Annotated in this window: 14 protein-coding genes and 1 pseudogene; 3 read left to right on the top strand and 12 right to left on the bottom strand. The window is 53.5% G+C overall.

Translation table 11 applies throughout. The features are described 5' to 3' along the window. Positions 1-38: 38 nt before the first annotated feature. The 6 genes from glgP to asd form a co-directional block, all read right to left on the bottom strand. A complete protein-coding gene (glgP, locus tag ACMGGR_RS00945) occupies positions 39-2,486 on the bottom strand; it encodes a glycogen phosphorylase (RefSeq protein WP_246761197.1) in 2,448 nt (815 codons plus the stop codon). A gap of 18 nt (positions 2,487-2,504) precedes the next feature. Beyond that, the gene (glgA, locus tag ACMGGR_RS00940) at positions 2,505-3,938 is read right to left on the bottom strand and encodes a glycogen synthase GlgA (protein WP_246761199.1); all 1,434 of its coding nucleotides are present in this window, start codon (positions 3,936-3,938) and stop codon (positions 2,505-2,507) included. 66 nt (positions 3,939-4,004) lie between these two features. Further along, entirely contained in the window at positions 4,005-5,294 is a 1,290-nt protein-coding gene (gene glgC, locus ACMGGR_RS00935; RefSeq protein WP_246761201.1) for a glucose-1-phosphate adenylyltransferase, read from the bottom strand. A 12-nt stretch (positions 5,295-5,306) separates the two neighbouring features. Further along, entirely contained in the window at positions 5,307-7,292 is a 1,986-nt protein-coding gene (gene glgX / locus ACMGGR_RS00930; protein WP_246761203.1) for a glycogen debranching protein GlgX, read from the bottom strand. Then, positions 7,289-9,475 carry a 1,4-alpha-glucan branching enzyme gene (glgB, locus tag ACMGGR_RS00925; protein WP_246761205.1) on the bottom strand — a complete coding sequence of 729 codons (2,187 nt, stop codon included), beginning with the start codon at positions 9,473-9,475 and terminating at the stop codon, positions 7,289-7,291. Before glgB ends, glgX begins: the two co-directional genes overlap by 4 nt. 500 nt (positions 9,476-9,975) lie before the next feature. After that, complete coding sequence (gene asd, locus ACMGGR_RS00920; protein ID WP_414147961.1) at positions 9,976-11,085, bottom strand: aspartate-semialdehyde dehydrogenase; 1,110 nt, start codon at positions 11,083-11,085, stop codon at positions 9,976-9,978. A 257-nt stretch (positions 11,086-11,342) separates the two neighbouring features. Here asd and ACMGGR_RS00915 point away from each other — a divergent pair, with 257 nt between their 5' ends. Continuing rightward, complete coding sequence (locus ACMGGR_RS00915) at positions 11,343-11,936, top strand: YhgN family NAAT transporter (RefSeq protein ID WP_246761207.1); 594 nt, start codon at positions 11,343-11,345, stop codon at positions 11,934-11,936. 61 nt (positions 11,937-11,997) lie between these two features. Here the strand turns inward: ACMGGR_RS00915 and ACMGGR_RS00910 are convergent. Continuing rightward, positions 11,998-12,205: pseudogene (locus tag ACMGGR_RS00910) on the bottom strand (hypothetical protein); the annotation flags it as partial. 180 nt (positions 12,206-12,385) lie between these two features. On the opposite strand from ACMGGR_RS00910, the gene ACMGGR_RS00905 reads away from it, so the two are divergent. Next, positions 12,386-12,622, top strand: coding sequence for a hypothetical protein (locus ACMGGR_RS00905; RefSeq protein ID WP_414147960.1), 237 nt, complete (start codon positions 12,386-12,388; stop codon positions 12,620-12,622). A 340-nt stretch (positions 12,623-12,962) separates the two neighbouring features. Here ACMGGR_RS00905 and gntU read toward each other — a convergent pair whose 3' ends face one another. The 5 genes from gntU to ACMGGR_RS00880 form a co-directional block, all read right to left on the bottom strand. Then, complete coding sequence (gene gntU / locus ACMGGR_RS00900) at positions 12,963-14,303, bottom strand: gluconate transporter (RefSeq protein ID WP_246761210.1); 1,341 nt, start codon at positions 14,301-14,303, stop codon at positions 12,963-12,965. A 10-nt stretch (positions 14,304-14,313) separates the two neighbouring features. Next, positions 14,314-14,847 carry a gluconokinase gene (gntK, locus tag ACMGGR_RS00895; RefSeq protein ID WP_246761211.1) on the bottom strand — a complete coding sequence of 178 codons (534 nt, stop codon included), beginning with the start codon at positions 14,845-14,847 and terminating at the stop codon, positions 14,314-14,316. 348 nt (positions 14,848-15,195) lie between these two features. Then, complete coding sequence (gntR, locus tag ACMGGR_RS00890; protein WP_246761212.1) at positions 15,196-16,191, bottom strand: gluconate operon transcriptional repressor GntR; 996 nt, start codon at positions 16,189-16,191, stop codon at positions 15,196-15,198. A gap of 94 nt (positions 16,192-16,285) precedes the next feature. Next, the gene (locus ACMGGR_RS00885; RefSeq protein WP_414147959.1) at positions 16,286-16,981 is read right to left on the bottom strand and encodes a pirin family protein; all 696 of its coding nucleotides are present in this window, start codon (positions 16,979-16,981) and stop codon (positions 16,286-16,288) included. A gap of 457 nt (positions 16,982-17,438) precedes the next feature. Next, positions 17,439-18,593, bottom strand: coding sequence for a Fic family protein (locus ACMGGR_RS00880; protein WP_414147958.1), 1,155 nt, complete (start codon positions 18,591-18,593; stop codon positions 17,439-17,441). Positions 18,594-18,807: 214 nt separating this feature from the next. Here ACMGGR_RS00880 and ACMGGR_RS00875 point away from each other — a divergent pair, with 214 nt between their 5' ends. Further along, a complete protein-coding gene (locus ACMGGR_RS00875) occupies positions 18,808-19,305 on the top strand; it encodes a GNAT family N-acetyltransferase (protein ID WP_414147957.1) in 498 nt (165 codons plus the stop codon). Positions 19,306-19,332: the final 27 nt, after the last annotated feature.

The following is a 19,332-nucleotide window of genomic DNA, read 5'->3' as shown; positions in this document are numbered from 1 at the left end:
TTTTTACATTTACAGATTAGAAGACTAAACCCGCGTTATTACAGCCGAATCGGCTTGATATTCCAGATCTCGTCTGCGTATTCCTGAATCGTCCTGTCGGAAGAGAAATAGCCCATATTGGCAATATTCAGCAGCGTTTTACGCGTCCACTCCTCCGGATGACGGTACAGCTCATCCACTTTATCCTGCGTATCCACATAGCTACGGTAGTCCGCCAGCAGCTGATAGTGGTCGCCCAGATTCACCAGCGAATCAAAAATATTGCGGTAGCGGCCCGGTTCCTGTGGACTGAATACGCCGGTCGCAATCTGATTCAGCGTCTGCTGCAGTTCGGCATCCTGCTCGTAAATCTCGTGTGAGTTATAGCCTTGCGCACGCAGCTCTTCAACCTGAGGCGTGGTGTTGCCGAAGATAAAGATATTCTCTTCACCCATGTGTTCCAGCATCTCGACGTTGGCACCGTCCAGCGTGCCGATGGTCAGCGCGCCGTTCAGGGCAAACTTCATATTACTGGTGCCGGAGGCCTCGGTACCCGCCAGCGAGATCTGTTCAGAGAGATCGGCGGCCGGGATAATGATCTGCGCCAGGCTAACGCTGTAGTTAGGGATAAACACGATCTTCAGCTTGTTTTTTACCTGCGGATCGTTGTTGATCACATTCGCTACGTCGTTGATCAAATGAATAATATGTTTTGCCATGTAGTAAGCCGAAGCGGCCTTACCGGCAAAGATATTCACGCGCGGCACCCAGTCTGCCTCCGGATCGGCTTTGATCCGGTTATAACGTGTGATGACGTGCAGCACGTTCATTAGCTGCCGCTTATATTCATGTATACGCTTGATCTGCACGTCAAACAGCGCGTGCGGATCGATAACGATATCCATTTTCTGCGCGATATGTTCCGCCAGCCTTTTCTTGTTGATCAGCTTAGCGTCGCTGATCCTCTTCAGAAAGCCGGGGTAGTCGATATGCTGCTTCAGCTCGTCAAGCTGGCTTAAATCCGTGCGCCAGGTGCGACCAATGGTGTCGTCCAGCACTTCGGAAAGCGAAGGGTTAGCCAGCGCTACCCAGCGGCGCGGCGTAACGCCGTTGGTTTTGTTACAGAAGCGGCCAGGGAACAGCGCGGCAAAATCCGCAAACAGCGACTGCACCATCAGGTTAGAGTGCAGTTCAGATACGCCGTTAACCTTGTGGCTGACCACTACCGCCAGCCAGGCCATACGCACCTGACGCCCGTTAGCTTCATCAATGATCGAGATGCGCGATTGCAGATCCCAGTCGTCGGGATAGTAGTCCTGAATGGTTTTCAGGAAGTAGTCATTGATATCGAAAATAATTTGCAGATGGCGCGGCAGGATCTTGCCGATCATATCAACCGGCCAGGTTTCCAGCGCTTCCTGCATCAACGTGTGGTTGGTATAGGAGAAGACCTGACAGGTCACTTCAAACGCGTCGTCCCAGCTGAACTTGTGCTCATCAATCAGCAGCCGCATCAGCTCAGGGATCGCCAGCACCGGATGCGTGTCGTTCAGATGGATAGCGATTTTATCCGCCAGGTTGTCAAAGGTCTGATGCATAACCCAGTGACGGTTAAGAATGTCCTGCACCGTGGCCGATACCAGGAAATACTCCTGACGCAGGCGTAGCTCGCGTCCGGAATAGGTAGAGTCGTCCGGATAAAGTACGCGCGACACGTTTTCCGAGTGGTTTTTATCTTCTACCGCGGCAAAGTAATCGCCCTGGTTAAATTTCCCAAGGTTGATTTCGTTACTTGCCTGCGCCCCCCACAGCCGTAGCGTGTTGGTGGCGTCCGTATCAAACCCCGGAATGATCTGGTCGTAGGCCGTTGCCAGCACTTCTTCCGTTTCCAGCCAGCGGGAACGGCTGCCTTCATGCTGAATGCGGCCGCCAAAACGGACTTTGTAGCGCGTGTTGAAACGCTGAAACTCCCAGGGATTACCATATTCCAGCCAGTAATCCGGCGATTCCGCCTGGCGTCCGTCAACGATATTTTGCTTAAACATACCGTAGTCGTAGCGGATACCGTAGCCGCGTCCGGGCAGGCCCAGCGTCGCAAGCGAATCCAGGAAGCAGGCGGCCAGGCGGCCTAAACCGCCGTTGCCCAGCCCCGGATCGTTCTCTTCGCCAATCAGCTCTTCCAGATCGAAGCCCATCTCTTCCAGCGCGGCGCGGGCATCGTCGTAGATGCCCATTGCCAGTAACGCATTGGAGAGCGTACGCCCTACCAGAAACTCCATCGACAGATAATAGACCTGACGCACATCCTGCGACAGCTGCGCACGGTTAAAGCGCAGCCAGCGTTCCACCATCCGATCCCGTACCGCCAGCAGCGTCGCGTTCAGCCATTCATGTTTATTGGCAATAGAAGGATCTTTGCCAATCGTGAACATCAGTTTATAGGCAATGGAGTGTTTCAATGCCTCGACGCTGAGCGTTGGGGCCGTATAAGTGAAAGGTGCGTTCATATCAGTTTTCCGGTTTCTTTATAACAAACGTTGATAGAGATCGCGGTAAGCCACGGCGGCCACCTGCCAGCTAAAATCCATCGCCATCGCCTGGCGCTGTACGTAGCGCCACAGCGAAGGACGAGACCAGAGCACAAAGGCGCGACGAATCGCCCGCAGCAACGACCAGGCGTTGCTGTCTTCAAATACAAAGCCGCTGGCAATGCCGTCGGCCAGGTTTTCCAGCGAGCTGTCGTTAACCGTATCGGCCAGGCCGCCGGTACGCCGCACCAGCGGCAGCGTGCCGTATTTCAAACCATACAGCTGCGTCAGGCCGCACGGCTCAAAGCGGCTTGGCACTACGATAACGTCGGCCCCGCCCATAATGCGGTGCGAGAAAGCCTCGTGATAGCCAATCTGTACGCCAACCTGGCCGGGATATTCCGCCGCCGCCGCAAGAAACCCTTGCTGCAATACCGCATCGCCCGCGCCAAGCAGTACCAGCTGGCCGCCCTGTTCCAGCAGGCCCGGCAGCGCTTCCAGCACTAAATCCAGCCCTTTTTGTTTGGTCAGACGACTGACGACGGCGAATACCGGCGCTTTCTCGTCAATCTTCAGCCCCATGGCAATTTGCAGCTGACGCTTGTTTTCCTGCTTGGCGTCCAGGACATCGCGGTTATAGCGTGCGGTCAGCAGCAGATCCTGTTCCGGATCCCAGATTAGCGGATCCACGCCGTTCAGAATGCCGGTTAAGCGCCCTTCCATCTGCCGCTGTTTCAGCAGATCTTCCATGCCATAGCCAAACTCCGGCTGGGTGATTTCGCGCGCATAGGTCGGGCTGACCGCCGTAATATGATCGGCATAAAAAAGCCCGGCCTTGAGATAGGAGATCTGTCCGTAGAACTCCAGACCATGCATATTGAAAAACGACCACGGCAGCTGGATCTGCTCCAGATGATGAGCGTAAAACAGTCCCTGATACGCCAGGTTATGCACGGTGAACACGGATTTCGCCGGACGTCCTCTGGCCGCCAGATAGGCGCAGGTCAAACCGGCATGCCAGTCGTGAGCGTGTACCACTTCCGGGCGCCAGAAAGTATCCAGCCCGCAGGCGATTTCACACCCCATCCATCCCAGTAGCGCAAACCGCAGGTAGTTGTCCGTGTAGGCAAACTGCGACTCGTCGTGATACGGGCTGCCGGGACGATCGTATAACCCCGGCGCGTCGATCATATAAATCCCTACGCCGTCATACTCACCGTAGTGCAGCTCGACGTAACCCGCGAAGGTGTGCAGACGAGCCACCACTTCCGCGTCGGGAATGCCCTTCTTTATATCCGGAAACGCCGGAATCAATACTCTGGTATCAATCCCTGCCGCAATCTGCGCCGCCGGTAATGCCCCAACAACATCAGCAAGCCCGCCCGTTTTTAGCAGCGGGAAAATTTCTGAACAGACATGTAAAACCTGCATTATCGGCTCCTTTACTTTGTTCTGACGCGTTCCTCCGCATCAAACCCGTGCTTTATTTTTATGTAGTTAACTACGCCAACCCAGCTTTGCCAGCATGGTACGAGTGACCAGCACAATGCCTTCTTCCGAACGGTAAAAACGACGCGCATCATCATCCGGGTTCTCGCCGATTACCGTTCCTTCGGGCAGTTCGCAGGCACGATCTATCACGCAGCGGCGCAGGCGACAGGAGCGCCCCACTACCACGTCCGGCGACAGCACAGAGGATTCGATATTGCAGAAAGAATTGATTCGAACGCGAGAAAACAGCACAGAATTCACAACTACCGAGCCAGAAATAATGCAGCCGCCCGACACTAAGGAATTCATCGTCATGCCATGGCTACCTGACCTGTCCTGCACAAATTTTGCCGGCGGCAGCGGCTCCATATGCGTACGGATAGGCCAGTTACGGTCGTACATATCCAGTTCCGGCGTCACCGACGCCAGATCGAGATTCGCTTTCCAGTAGGCTTCCAGCGTACCGACGTCGCGCCAGTAAGGCGGCGCGTTATCGTCGCTTTGCACGCAGGAAACGCTAAAGGAGTGCGCCAGAGCTTCGCCGGTGGCGACAATCTTTGGCAGGATGTCTTTGCCGAAATCGTGGTTAGATTCCGGAATTTTTAAATCGTCTTCCAGCAGCTGATAGAGATAGTCGGCATTAAAGGTATAAATGCCCATGCTGGCCAGCGCCTGGGTGTCATCGCCCGGCATCGACGGCGGATCGGCCGGTTTTTCCAGGAAATCTACCACCTTGTTTTCAGCGTTGACGGCCATTACGCCGAACGCGCTGGCCTCTTCAATCGGCACAGGCAAACAGGCGATGGTACATTTTGCGCCGTTTTCAACGTGGTCCAGCAGCATGCGCGAGTAGTCCATCTTGTAGATATGGTCGCCCGCCAGGATCACGATATATTTCGCCTGATAGCGGCGGATAATATCGAGGTTTTGCGTAACGGCATCCGCCGTGCCCCGATACCAGTGTTCCGTAGAGAGACGCTGCTGGGCGGGCAGCAGATCGACAAACTCGTTCATCTCCTCGTTTAGAAATGACCAGCCGCGCTGGATATGCTGCACCAGCGTGTGCGACTGATACTGCGTGATCACCGCGATCCGCCGGATCCCGGAGTTCAGGCAGTTCGACAGGGCAAAATCGATGATGCGAAATTTCCCGCCGAAGTGGACGGCTGGCTTGGCGCGTTTCGCGGTGAGATCTTTTAACCGCGTGCCGCGTCCGCCCGCCAGGATCAGGGCTACAGTTTGCGACGGCAATTGTCTTGCCAACATCAGAGGGTCGTTCTTATCTAAAGTGGCCATGCCTGACTCCTGTTATGGTTGTTCCTGGAACACGCACACGCCGTGTGCGGCGCCATGCCAGACAGTTAACAGAATCGGGTTATCATCCCCGGCGAAGGGCGGAACAGCATGCCAGCGCCCCGGTGGCAGTTTGATATCGCACACTTCTTCGGTGGCGTTAAGCGTAACCAGCCAGTTATGCGACAGCCTGATCTGGAGTCGGCGCACGCCCTGCCGCCAGTCACTGGCGGTCATCGGCTTGCCTTCCGGCCCCAGCCACTCCACGTTGCCGTCGCCTGGCTGCCACCAGCGATCCGCCTGTAGCGCCGGAATGCGCTTGCGCAGATGGATTAAGGCGGCAGTAAAATTGAACAATCCACTGTTGTTGTTTTCCCAGTCGAGCCAGGTCAGCTCGTTATCCTGACAGTAAGCGTTGTTGTTGCCGTGCTGGCTATGACCGTGCTCGTCACCCGCCAGCAGCATCGGCGTGCCCTGCGAGAGCAGCAGCGTGGTCAACAGCGCATGCACGCTGCGCAGCCGATGCTCCGCCACCAGCAGCGGCGCGTTCAGTCCTTCCACGCCGTGGTTGTAACTGTAGTTGCTATTGTGGCCATCGCGATTATCTTCACCGTTGGCTTCGTTATGCTTGTTGTTAAAGCAAACCAGATCGGTAAGCGTAAAACCGTCGTGCGCGGTAATCAGATTGATAGTGGCGGAGGGCAGTCGACCTTCCTGCATAAAGATGTCGCTGGAAGCCGCAAAGCGCGTGGCAAAATGGCCGTTGCTGATATCGCCGTGCAGCCAGTAACGCCGCATCGCGTCACGATACTGGTCGTTCCATTCGGCAAAAGGCGCGGGAAAATTGCCGACCTGATAGCCATCCGGGCCGATGTCCCAGGGTTCTGCAATCAGCTTGCACTTTGAAAGTAGCGGGTCTTCCTGTAGCACTTCAAAGAATGATGCGTGCGGATAATATTCCGGCGTGCGGCCCAGTACCGTCGCCAGGTCAAAACGAAAACCATCAACGTGGCAGACTTCGACCCAATAGCGCAGACACTCCAGCGTCCAGTTCATGACGTTGGGATGGCTGATATTCAATGTATTACCGCAGCCGGTCCAGTTTTCGTATTTGCCCTGCTCGTCTACCCAATAGAAGCTTTTGTTATCCACGCCGCGCTTGTTGAGCGTAGGCCCGTTTTCATCCAGCTCGGCGGTATGGTTAAACACCACGTCCAGAATCACTTCGATCCCTGCCGCGTGCAGCGCTTTTACCGCCTGCTGAAACTCATCGCGCGGATGCAGGCTGTCGACGCCGGACGCATAGCGCGAATCCAGCGCATAGGTTGCCAGCGGGTTATAGCCCCAGTAATTGGTTAACCCGAGCCGTAACAGCCTGGGTTCATGCGCAAAGCAGGCAACCGGCAGCAGTTCCAGCGTCGTAATACCAAGGCGCTTGAAATAATCAATCATCACAGGATGGCCGAGTGCGGCATAGGTGCCGCGCAGCTCCGGTGGAATGCCGGGATGCCGCCTGGTCAGGCCGCGCACGTGGGCTTCATAAATCACCGTGGAGCCCCACGGTACGCGCGGCGGCTGGTCATCTTCCCAGTCAAAATCGTCCGCCAGCACCACGCTTTTCGGCGCGATGGCGGCGCTGTCCGACGTATCCATCTCTTTTACGCCACACTGAAAACGCGGATCGTCCGTTACTTCGCCCACCACCTCGCGAGCGCAGGGATCGATCAGTAGCTTATGTGGATTAAAGCGATGCCCGGCTTCCGGCTGCCACGGCCCGTAGACGCGGTAACCATAGTGCTGCCCTTCTTTGATGGCGGGCAGATAGCCGTGCCAGATATCGCCAGTTCGCGCCGGAAGCTCAATGCGCGTTTCGTGGCCTTTATCGTCAAACAAACAGAGTTCGACCCGCTCGGCATGCTGGGAAAACAGCGTAAAATTGACGCCTTTGCCGTCGTACGTCGCGCCCGAAGGCGTTGGCTTACCGGACTGCACTGAACTCATGAAGCCTCCCTGACCAGCCAGACCGTCGCTAACGGTGGCAAAGTCATACTGACTGAGTGTTCACGGTTATGGCTTGGCAGCGCCTCGCTTTCAATCACGCCCAGGTTGCCCACGTTGCTGCCGTGGTACCAGGCCGAATCGGTGTTCAGCACTTCCCGCCAACTGCCCGGCTGCGTCACGCCGAAACGATAATCGTGACGCGGCACCGGAGTGAAGTTACTGGCGACGATCAGCTCATTGCCTTCACGATCGCGACGAACAAAAACAAACACGGAGTTTTCAAAATCGTCCACCACCAGCCACTCAAAGCCCATCGGATCGAAATCGAGCTGGTAGAGCGGCGCGTGACTGCGATAGGTGTGGTTAAGATCCTTCACCAGACGCTGCACGCCGTGGTGCCAGCCGCCTTCCTCTTCCAGCAGGTGCCAGTCGAGGCTGATGTCGTGGTTCCACTCTTTGCCCTGAGCGAATTCATTGCCCATAAACAGCAGTTTTTTGCCGGGGAAGCCAAACATCCAGCCGTAATAAGCGCGCAGGTTGGCAAATTTCTGCCAGGTATCGCCAGGCATGCGATCCAGAATCGAGCGCTTGCCGTGCACCACTTCGTCATGCGACAGCGGCAGCACAAAGTTTTCGGTCGAGTTATACAGCATGCCGAACGTCAGGTTGTTGTGGTGATGCTTGCGGTAAACCGGGTCAACCTGCATATAGTTGAGCGTGTCGTGCATCCAGCCCAGATTCCACTTGTACCAGAAGCCCAGACCGCCGGTTTCCGCTGGACGAGAAACACCGGGGAAATCGGTAGACTCTTCCGCTACGGTGACGGTGCCCGGTGCGGCGTTACCCAGCGTACGGTTGGTATAGCGCAGGAAGGCGATGGCCTCCAGATTTTCACGGCCGCCAAAATGGTTTGGGATCCATTCGCCTTCTGCACGGCTGTAGTCGCGATAAATCATGGAGGCGACGGCATCCACGCGCAGGCCATCGATGCCAAAACGCTCAATCCAGTACAGCGCGTTGCCGGTCAGATAGTTGCTGACCTCACGACGGCCAAAGTTATAGATCAGCGTATTCCAGTCCTGGTGAAAACCTTCGCGCGGATCGCCGTGCTCATAAAGCTCGGTGCCGTCAAATTTGGCCAGGCCAAAATCGTCGGAAGGAAAATGGCCGGGAACCCAGTCCAGCAGCACGTTTAGTCCGGCCTGATGCGCCACGGCGATAAAGTTGCGGAACTCGTCGCGCGTGCCGAAGCGGCGGGTTGGCGCATACATGCCGGTGGGCTGGTAGCCCCAGCTGCCGTCAAACGGATGCTCGTTAATCGGCATCAGTTCAAGGTGGGTAAAGCCCATCTCTTTGGCATAGGGCACCAGCTGCTCGGCCAGCTCTTTGTAGCTTAGCCAGTAATTGTTATCGGTGTGGCGACGCCATGAGCCAAGGTGCACTTCATAAATGGAGATAGGCGCGTCGAAATCATTCGCGCGCTGGCGCTCTTCGGGCATGGTGGTTTTGGGCGGAATGCCGCAGATCATGGAGGCGCTGTCCGGCCGCATTTGCGCTTCAAAAGCGTAAGGGTCGGACTTCAGCCGCAGCTGGCCCTGCGCGTCGATAATTTCATATTTATAGAGCTGCCCATGAACCGCGCCAGGAACGAACAGCTCCCAAACGCCGCTTTCCTGGCGCAGCCGCATGGGATGGCGACGTCCATCCCAAAAGTTAAAGTCGCCCACCACCGAGACGCGGCGAGCGTTAGGTGCCCAGACGGAAAAGCGCGTGCCGATAACGCCGTCAATCACGTCTGAATGCGCGCCCATGGTTTCATAAGGGCGCAGATGCGTACCTTCCGCCAGCAGCCAGCTGTCCAGTTCTTTCAGCAATGGCCCAAAGCGATAGGCGTCATCAATTAAATTCTGCTGTCCGTGCCAGGTGACGGCCAGCTGATAGCGAAACATGTTTTTGCGACGAGGGATCACACCCTGGAAAAAGCCACGTGAATCAATGCATTCCAGCTGGCCGCACTTGCGTCCGGTGCTGGTTTCAATTACCCATACTTCAGTAGCATCCGGCAGCAGCGCGCATACCGTCAGACCTTGTTTGGTCTTATGCATGCCAAGAAGCGAAAAAGGGTCTGCGTAATGGCCGGAAATTAACGCGTTAATTAACCGGCGATCCGTAAGCTCCGACATGACTGTACCTGTAATGTATGGCAGGCGATCCTTTTTTAGAAAAAAATGAATGCACTGCTCTTCATTGAGCCAAAAACACGCTGTCGGGTGTAGCCATCCAGTGGGAAAGATCCGCCGCAGCGTGCGACAACTTCAGTTAGATACTCAAAACGCGATTACGCAGGAAAGCTGCTCCGGCATTCTGCGATCGGCCGATACAGCTAAGCATAGCCAGGGCGCAACTAAAGCCCGCACCGAATGCAGAAAAATATTGCTTTGAGATCAAACTTTCACAGATTGACAAACTGAAAAGCAGCGCGGCGGGGGAAAACAGGCGGAAAAAAGCGTTGAGTGGTTGATTATCTGACGGACTTTACGGGTTTACAGAAGCAAAAAATCAGGTCTGACGAAGAGGATAGCGCGGGAAGATCGATAAACGGTGGCGGTTGTTAACGCCAGATCTGGCAGAAAAATCGGCGAAAAGCCCGGCGCAATGTCTTTCTCGCGCCGGGCTAACTTCTTTAGTCCACCAGTAGACGCAGCATACGGCGCAGCGGCTCGGCAGCACCCCACAGCAGCTGATCGCCAACCGTGAAGGCGGAAAGATATTCCGGCCCCATGTTCAGCTTGCGCAGACGGCCAACCGGCGTTTTCAGCGTGCCGGTAACGGCCGCTGGCGTCAGTTCGCGCATGGTCAGCTCGCGGTCGTTTGGCACCACGGTAGCCCATTCGTTATGGGCAGACAGCAGCTGTTCGATTTCCGCCAGCGGCACGTCTTTTTTCAGCTTAAGGGTAAACGCCTGGCTGTGGCAGCGCAGCGCGCCGACGCGGACGCACAGGCCATCAACCGGAATGGTTTGCGCCGTTTGCAGAATTTTGTTGGTTTCCGCCTGGCCTTTCCACTCTTCGCGGCTCTGACCGTTTTCCAGCTGCTTGTCGATCCACGGAATCAAACTGCCCGCCAGCGGAACGCCGAAGTTATCGGTCGGCAGAACGCCATTACGGCTCATTTCGGTAACTTTACGTTCGATGTCCAGAATAGCGGAAGCCGGGTTTTGCAGCTCTTTTGCGACGTGATCGTGCAGCATGCCCATCTGCGTCAGCAGTTCACGCATGTGGCGCGCGCCGCCGCCGGAAGCCGCCTGATAGGTAGCAACCGATGCCCATTCCACCAGATCGTGCGCAAACAAACCGCCCAGAGACATCAGCATCAGGCTAACGGTACAGTTACCGCCCGCGAAGGTTTTAATGCCTTTATCCAGGCCCTGGCGAATAACCTGGTGGTTAACCGGGTCAAGAATAATCAGCGCGTCGTCCTGCATGCGCAGCGTAGAGGCCGCATCAATCCAGTAACCCTGCCAGCCCGCCGCGCGCAGCTTTGGATAGATCTCGGTGGTATAGTCGCCGCCCTGACAGGTGATAATGATATCCAGCGCCTTTAACGCCTCCAGATCGTACGCGTTCTGCAGCAGCCCCGGCGACTGGCTACCGAACTGCGGCGCGGCCTGGCCATGCTGAGAAGTAGAGAAAAACACCGGGCGAATGACGTCAAAATCGCGTTCTTCCATCATGCGCTGCATCAGCACGGAACCCACCATACCGCGCCAGCCAATAAGTCCTGTCGATTTCATGTTGCACCTGTTTCAGGCTGGTTCACTCATTTATACCGTTCTGACAGAGAAATATGTCGGATACGGCACCCGGCAGAAGGCAAACCGTCTGTGATTTATCGCCTGACCTGTTAGAGTGAAAGTGATAAGAAAGAAATATGGCTATCACCTTACAAAATGCTGGAAAAGTGGCAAGTAAATTAAATCGATTAGTCCCGCTTTTTTAGCAGTAATGCTTATAACAGGCGGCAAAATCCGCAGAGCGATGAGAACAAACGATGACAGAGATGATTTCGGTAACCGTATTATTGCTGCTTATTATGGACCCATTGGGCAATTTGCCGATTTTTATGTCGGTTTTGAAGCATCTGGAGCCGAAACGTCGTCGCGCGGTGCTGATCCGTGAAATGCTGATCGCGCTGGGGATCATGCTGCTATTTTTGTTCGCCGGTGAAAAAATTCTCGCCTTTTTAAACCTGCGCACGGAAACCGTTTCGATTTCCGGCGGCATTATCCTGTTTTTGATCGCCATCAAGATGATTTTCCCTTCACATGAGAGCAGCAGTAGCGGTCTGCCCGCAGGTGAAGAACCCTTTCTGGTGCCGTTAGCTATTCCCCTGGTGGCTGGCCCTTCACTGCTGGCGACGCTGATGCTGTTATCCCATCAGTATCCCGACCAGATTGGTCATCTGGCCGGGGCGTTACTGATAGCCTGGGGCGTAACGGTTACTATCCTGCTGCTGTCAGGTCTGTTTTTGCGGCTGCTGGGCGAAAAAGGCGTTAACGCGCTGGAACGGCTGATGGGATTGATTTTGATCATGCTGGCGACGCAGATGTTTCTGGACGGCATCCGCGCTTATATGAAGTTTTGAGTAAAGAAGTGGGCAATTATTTCTGGTCCAGAGGTAACATTCAGAGGAACGAAAAATCACGTTAAGCAATATTTTCGTCCTCTGTCACCTCTTGTAATGGCCATAGATGTTCTCTGGTCACCACTGTCGCCAGCGTGAAGAAATAATGGTCGAGCTTAAGCAGCTCCGGAATGCCTGGTTGGCCTTCCTGACCGTCGGTGTATCGCTTTCTCACTCTTCTGAGCGGGGCAGATGGTTCTGGCAACAGCATAGCGGCGATTAAGCTTAGAGAAAAACATCTCAGGAATCATTTTTAAAAAAGGACTCTATAACTATTTCAAGCGCTAATAAAGCGCCCTGTTACCAGCCAAAAATATAACCTTCATTTTTATTACTGTGACCACTATCACAGCACTAAACATAAAAATTACTAACATCCAAAAAGGGATCCAATCAAAAAGGAGATATTAATGCATACGCTAAACATTCAAGAAATAGATGTAGTATCCGGCGCAGGATTAGAAAATTGCAATATCCCAGATATGTCCAAAGAAGTTATTAGTGGAGCCATAACCGGAGGTTTTGCGGGAATGTGGACCGCTAGCGTTGCAATTCCAGGCTTGGGCGCAGTTCCAGGCTGGTTAGCTGGCGCCCTTGGAGGAGGTAGCCTGGCAGGATTGATCTACGGAGCTAAATGCTGGTGGTGAATCTTCCTGACAAGAAGTTATTGAGAATAATAACAGCATCGCTTTTATACTCAATAATCATGTCAATAATGAGCTATTATTCAAGTGAGTCCTATCAATGGCAAAAAGCGTTATTATCTGCCATGTCTGGAATATTATTTTTCTTGTTTTTTTATAAATTCAGGAAATAAAAAACGTCATCGTTCTAAATTTAAAAGGATTGTTTTCGGATCCTTTTTTATAACCGCCTGACCAAAATTACTTAACATGACTTTTCGTTCCACTGAGCATCAGGCGCCCGTTTAGTGTATTAAAACTATCAGGTCAGGAAGGCGAGCAGCGTCAGGCTGCCCGCCAATCCCTAAGAAAGCAGCTCGAACGCGATCATCCCTACGATAGCGCCCGTAGTGCCCAGAATGGTTTCCATCATCGTCCAGGTTTTTAGCGTCTGGCCTTCCGTTGCGCCGGTAAAGCGGCCAAACAGCCAGAAGCCCGCGTCGTTAACGTGGCTGAAAATGATAGAGCCACCCGCAATACAGATAGACAGGGCGGCCATCTGCGCGCCGGAATAATGCAGCGGCTCAATCACCGGCATAATCAGGCCAACCGCCGTCAGACAGGCCACCGTCGCCGATCCCTGGATGATGCGCACCGCACCAGCCAGAATAAAACAGGCCAGCGCAACCGGTAAGCCCGCGCCGGTCAGCGCATGTCCCAGCGCCGGACCAACGCCGGAATCCACCAGCACCTGTTTAAAGACGCCGCCCGCACCAATGACCAGCAGGATAATGCCCGCAGGCTGTAAGGCGCTGCCGCAAATCTGCATCACTCGCTCTTTGTCCATGCCCTGACGGTAGGCCAGACCATAAATAGCCAGCAGACAGGCGAGCAGAATGGCGATAAACGGATGGCCGATAAATTCCAGCCATTCATACAGCGTGGTGCCTTCGGTCACAAAGCGCGCGCCAATAGTTTTTAGCCCAACCAGAATCAGCGGGAACAGGATCAGCGATAGGCTAAAGCCAAACGAAGGCATTTTGCTTTCGTCAAACTCCGGATGGCTGGTTTCCGTCGGTAGCGTAAACACCACGCGGCGGCTGATAAAGTTACCGAAAAGCGGCCCGGCAATCAGCATACTGGGGATCGCGGCGCACACGCCGAGCAAAATCATCCAGCCGAAATCAACGTGCATCTGTGAAGCCAGCAGCATCGGTGCCGGGCCAGGCAGCAAAAATGCAGCGGCGGCAGCCACACCAGCAAACAGCGGGATCACCAGCTTGACCAGGTTATCCCCGGTCCGGCGCGCGACAGCAAAAGCGATGCTGATCAGCAGAACCACAGCAACTTCAAAGAACAGCGGTAGCGCACAAATGAGTCCGGCAATGCCCATCGCGTAGTGCGCGCGGCTTTCGCCAAACGTTTTAAGCATTTTGACGGCTATCTGATCGACAGCGCCGGTTTCATGCAGAATTTTGCCAAACATCGCGCCCAGCGCGACCACGATAGCCAGAAAGCCCAGCGTGCCGCCCATGCCTTTCTGCATGGTGGCGGCAATATCTTCAAGCCGCATGCCGGAAAAAATGCCGGCCCCAACGGAAACTAACATCAAGGCTAAAAAAGCATGCATACGCGCTTTCATAACCAGAAACAGCAGCAGCAAAACAGAGCCTGCGGCGGTTAATACCAGTGTTGCAGTAGCCATTACATCCCACTTAGTTTTTTAGCGCACCTTCGATGGTGGCAATAGTGGCAGCCACAACCTCATCCAGCGTTTGATTAATGTCCACGACTAATACATCGCGCTCGTCTTCGCCTGGTTCCTCTAACGTTGCAAACTGCGTTACCAGCATTTGTGGTTTAAAGAAGTGGCCTTTACGCGCGCGCAGACGAGATTCGATAGTGTCGAAATCGCCCTTAAGGTAAACAAAAGAGAGGTTGTCATTACCTTCGCGCAGGATGTCGCGATAGCTCTGCTTCAGCGAAGAGCAGACAATCAGCGAGACCTGGTTGGTCCGCTGCATAGCAAAAGCGGCGTCGTTAATCGCCTTCAGCCACGGCTGCCTGTCCTGATCGTTCAGCGCATGGCCTTCCGCCATTTTCTGGATGTTGCTACGCGGATGCAGGAAATCGCCATCCAGGAAAGCGGCCTTAAGATGATAAGCCACGGCATTGGCTACGGCAGATTTACCGCTGCCTGAAACGCCCATCAACACAAAAACATGATTGGACGAAGGGGATTTGTTCATTGTTTTACTCCGGCAAAGATGTCTGGGCCTGGCCCGTCAGTTGTTAGCGTCCTGTTGTTATCGGTAACATTGTCTGGACGCCCGTGAAGTATGGCAACAGATGCGCAGGAAAAAGCTGGTAAATGTGAGATGGTTCAAAAAAATGACAGTTTCAGAGTGTTTGCGGCACAAAGCGACAAAAAGCCTGCTCAACGAGGGCTGAAAAGCTGAAGTGCGTCCGAGATGAGGCGCGCCTACCGCGCCATAAATGACGCGGCTCGAATGACTATGAAGGATATTTTAGTGGTCTGAAGAGCAGACAAGGACGGGCGCGTCAGCAGATTGTTAATGACCAGTCGCCGCCAACAATCAGATGCTGCCACCTTCTGAAATAGTAAAACCCAGGTCGATTTGCTGCGTTCCTGTTTGCTCGCCACGAATACGTGCCAGCAGCAGCGAGGCCGAAACCTGCCCCATTTTTTCACGCGGCGTCAGTACCGTAGCCAGCTCTGGCGTGACAACCTGGGTAATATCGTGGCCGTGAAAACCGGCAATGGCGATATCTTCCGGCACGCGAAGCCCCTGTCGCTGACATTCAAACATGGCACCCACCGCAAGGTCATCATTAGTACAAAAGAGGCTGTCCGTATCCGGATAACGTGCTTGCGCTTCTTTAAGCAGCAGGCCGCCCATCGAAAACGAAGAAGGTTCTTCCATCATAATACTGCGCGGCGCCAGGTTTGCCTCACGCATCGCCTTTTCATAACCTTCGTGTTTTAACAGCGTGCGCTCATCCAACCTTGCGCCAAGGTAAACCGTGCGGCGATGGCCTTTTTTCAAAATGGCATGCGTCATCTGCCGCGCCGCTTCGACGTTATCGAAGCCGACGGCCAGATCCAGACAGGGAGAAACGCAGTCCATCATTTCCAACACCGGGATGCCCGCCGTTTCTATCATGCGCAGGCTTGCTGGCGTATGGGTTCGTTCAGTCAGGATAAGCCCGTCAATGTTCCAGCCCAGCAGCGAACGCATCTGCAATTCTTCTTTCTCTGCGCTATAGCCGAAGTGCCCGAGCATCGTCTGGTAACCTGCCGCATCGGTAACGGTTTCGATGCCGCGCAGTACATCGGCAAAAACCTGGTTGGTCAACGAAGGAAGCAGCACGCCAATTGCCCGACTGGTAGCGTTGGATAAAATGTCCGGCGCGCGGTTAGGGATGTAGCCCAGCTCGTCCAGCGCCTCAGCGATGCGGCTCTGCAAAGCGACAGAAACCTGATCGGGATTGCGCAGATAGCGGCTAACGGTCATTTTGGTAATGCCTACACGATCGGCAACGTCCTGTAATACCGGCCTTTTTTTCTTCATTTTTTTCAGGTAGTCAGAGGGTAAGTTAGCTGAGTGTAACAAAAATGGCAGGAAAACGGTGAGGGGCGCGGAAGACCGCGCCCAAAGTGTGAACTTAAACCGGCGGCAGATCGAACAACAGGATTTCGGCGTCGCTGTCGGCTTTAATACTCAATGCCGCTTCATCCCAGATAGCGAAGGCGTCGCTGGTGCCCGCTTTCTCATCGTTGATGGCGACATCACCTTTTACAACCTGAATCCAGATACGGCGATTTAGTTCAACTTCAACCGTATCCTGTTCGCCCTGTTTCAGGACCCAGCGAGAAAGAGTCATATCCTGATAAACTTTCAGCGAACCTTCCCGTGCGTCCGGTGATAACACCAGCTGCCGGCCCTGCACATCGGCAAAACGACGCTGATCGTAACGCGGCGTAATACCGGTTTTTTCCGGGATAATCCAGATCTGGTACAGATGCAGCGGGATATCTTTGCTGGCGTTATATTCTGAATGGCGCACGCCGGTACCGGCACTCATAATCTGGAACTCGCCCGCCGGAATCTGCTCTTTGTTACCCATGCTGTCCTGATGCTCAACGGTACCGGAAAGCACATAGGTCAAAATTTCCATATCTTTATGGGGATGGGTACCAAACCCCTGGCCTGCGTCGATCACATCTTCGTTAATCACTCGCAGCGCCGAAAAGCCCATAAAGTTGGCGTCGTAGTAGTTAGCGAAGGAGAACGTGTGCCAGCTGTCCAGCCAGCCGTGGTTAGCGTGACCGCGCTCTTCTGCTTTGCGTAAATAAATCATATTCAATCCTCCTCAACGTTTTCAGCTAGTCTGAACCTGCACCGGGCGGGAAGATAGCGGAGAAAATTGTCTCCTCTGTTCAAATTATTCGACTAATTTGCAGCACAACATTCAGATTCTTTGCGTGAGCAACGGCATACGATTGTCGCGAAAAGAGTTACTAAAGAAGTTACGGATGGCAGGAAAAAACAAGGCGCGGGATGGGCTACAAAACTGTCTCTTGCTGGATGACAGGCAAAAAAAAGCCAGCACCCGAGCTGGCTAAAAATATTGGAAGCAATGTGAGCAATGTCGTGCCTTCCCGACCGGCCCGTGAAGTCCGTATCGAAAACGCATGACAATAATAATCATTATCATTCGCACTTGTAAAGTTTTTCCTGCGCTTTTTCCCGCTTGCTTTTCTGGCTGAATCCCCTGATTTTAGAAAGGTTTTTTCAATCAGAGCAGACGGTTACCCTTACCCTTCCAGCAAAAGATTAACGTATGCTTGATATAAAAATGTTTTTCCTCTGGTTCGCCCTGTTGTCTCAACGAGGATCCCAGCTTTTACCAACGCTTTGACAGCCGCATTTGCGGTAGGAAAGGTAACGCCAAGCTCTGCCTGCGCACGTTCCACGCTTACTTTAGGCATTGTGGGCAGTAATTCAAAAAGCCGAAATGCCTGCAATGTAACCGGCTCAGCATATAATATCTTTTTGCGATCTCTGGCGATTAAAGAGGCAATTTGAACAATACTGCGCTGCGCTTCTTCTGCAGCGGCCTCAACCCCTTTCAGGAAAAAAACAACCCAGGATTCCCAGTCACCGGAGTCACGAAGCCGGGAAAGGCGGCGATAGTACTCTGTCTGATGTGCTTTCAGGTAGCCCGACATATATAAAAGCGGCTCTGGGAGAAGCTGCCATTCTTCAAGCAGCATAGCTATTAACAACCGCCCTATACGACCATTCCCATCAAGAAATGGGTGAATAGTTTCAAACTGGGCGTGTATCAGGGCAATACGTACCAGTGGAGGTAAACCAGATTGCTTATCATGGATATAGAGTTCGAGGTCGCTGAGCAGGTTTATCACCTCTTCGGGTGGTGGAGGGACGTAAGCAGCATTTCCCGGGCGAGTTCCTCCAACCCAGTTTTGTGTAGTACGAACAGCTCCCGGTTGTTTACTTGCGCCACGTACCCCTTTTAATAAAATTTTATGAGCTTCAGTGAGCAGTCGAACAGAGACGGGGAGTCCTACAGGTGAATGAATTTGCTCTCTGATAAATTTAAAAGCCTGCAAGTAGTTAGTGACTTCTTCAACATCATCAGCATTGGCTACAGTAAGTCCGGCTTCGTTATCGAAAACGTCATTTAATGTTGCCTGAGTCCCTTCCAGTTGAGAAGTTAACAAAGCTTCCCTGCGTATCGCGCTATAAATCAGCCATTCGCCTGACATGACCAATCCCGTCATCCCCGATAATCGGGCTATCGCCAGCTCTGCCCGATGATTGAGAGCACGGTATGAATCAACCGCAAGTTCAGGCGAACCGGGCGGCAATGCAAAAGGAATAAACGCTTTTACATTTTCGTTGTAACTATGCGTGATGACATATCGACCTGAAATCCTTTGCTCCATGTAAAACTCCTTTCTTAGGCCGTTTTTATTAAAGCGTCCTTTAATAAGACACCGTTTTATTAAAAAAATCTTTAATTAGTCTCCTTTCATTCTACGCCTGACGGGTTTTATAAATAATACGCTCTTTTAGCCTGCTTTCTATGCCGCTTTTCCCGCTTGCTTTTCTGGCTGGATCCCCTGATTTTGGAAAGGAAATAACCAAAAGGAGCAAGAGATGAGTGAGATAGTGATAAGACACGCCGCCGTTGAGGATGCCGCCGCGCTGTATCGTATTCTTAGCCAGCCGGAAACCTATACCGATACGCTCCAAATCCCTCATCCTTCGCTTCATTTGCTTCAGGAACGCCTGCAAAAACTCCAGCCCGGCATGCAGCGTCTGGTGGCCTGTATCGATGAGCAGGTCGTCGGTGAGTTATCCCTGGAAGTCAACGGCCGCGCCCGTCGGCGTCATACGGCCACTTTTGGACTGTGCGTTGACTGCCACTATCGTGGCCGCGGTGTGGCCTCGGCTTTGATGCAGGAGATGGTCAGCCTGTGCGATAACTGGCTGGGCGTGGAGCGCATTGAGCTAACGGTATTTGCCGACAACGATGTTGCCGTCAGGCTTTATCAGCGATTTGGGTTTACTACGGAGGGTGTTGCGCGTCGCTTTGCTATCCGGAATGGTGAGCAGGTTGATGCGCTTTATATGGCGCGGCTGAGAGAAAAATAAACCGATCATAAGGGCGATAGCCACTAT

Source organism: Erwinia sp. BNK-24-b, from assembly GCF_047456155.1.
In the GTDB taxonomy this organism is placed as follows: Bacteria; Pseudomonadota; Gammaproteobacteria; order Enterobacterales; family Enterobacteriaceae; genus Erwinia; species Erwinia phyllosphaerae.
The sequence above is the reverse complement of the archived record's forward strand: the minus strand, read 5'-3'. Positions and strand labels throughout refer to the sequence as shown.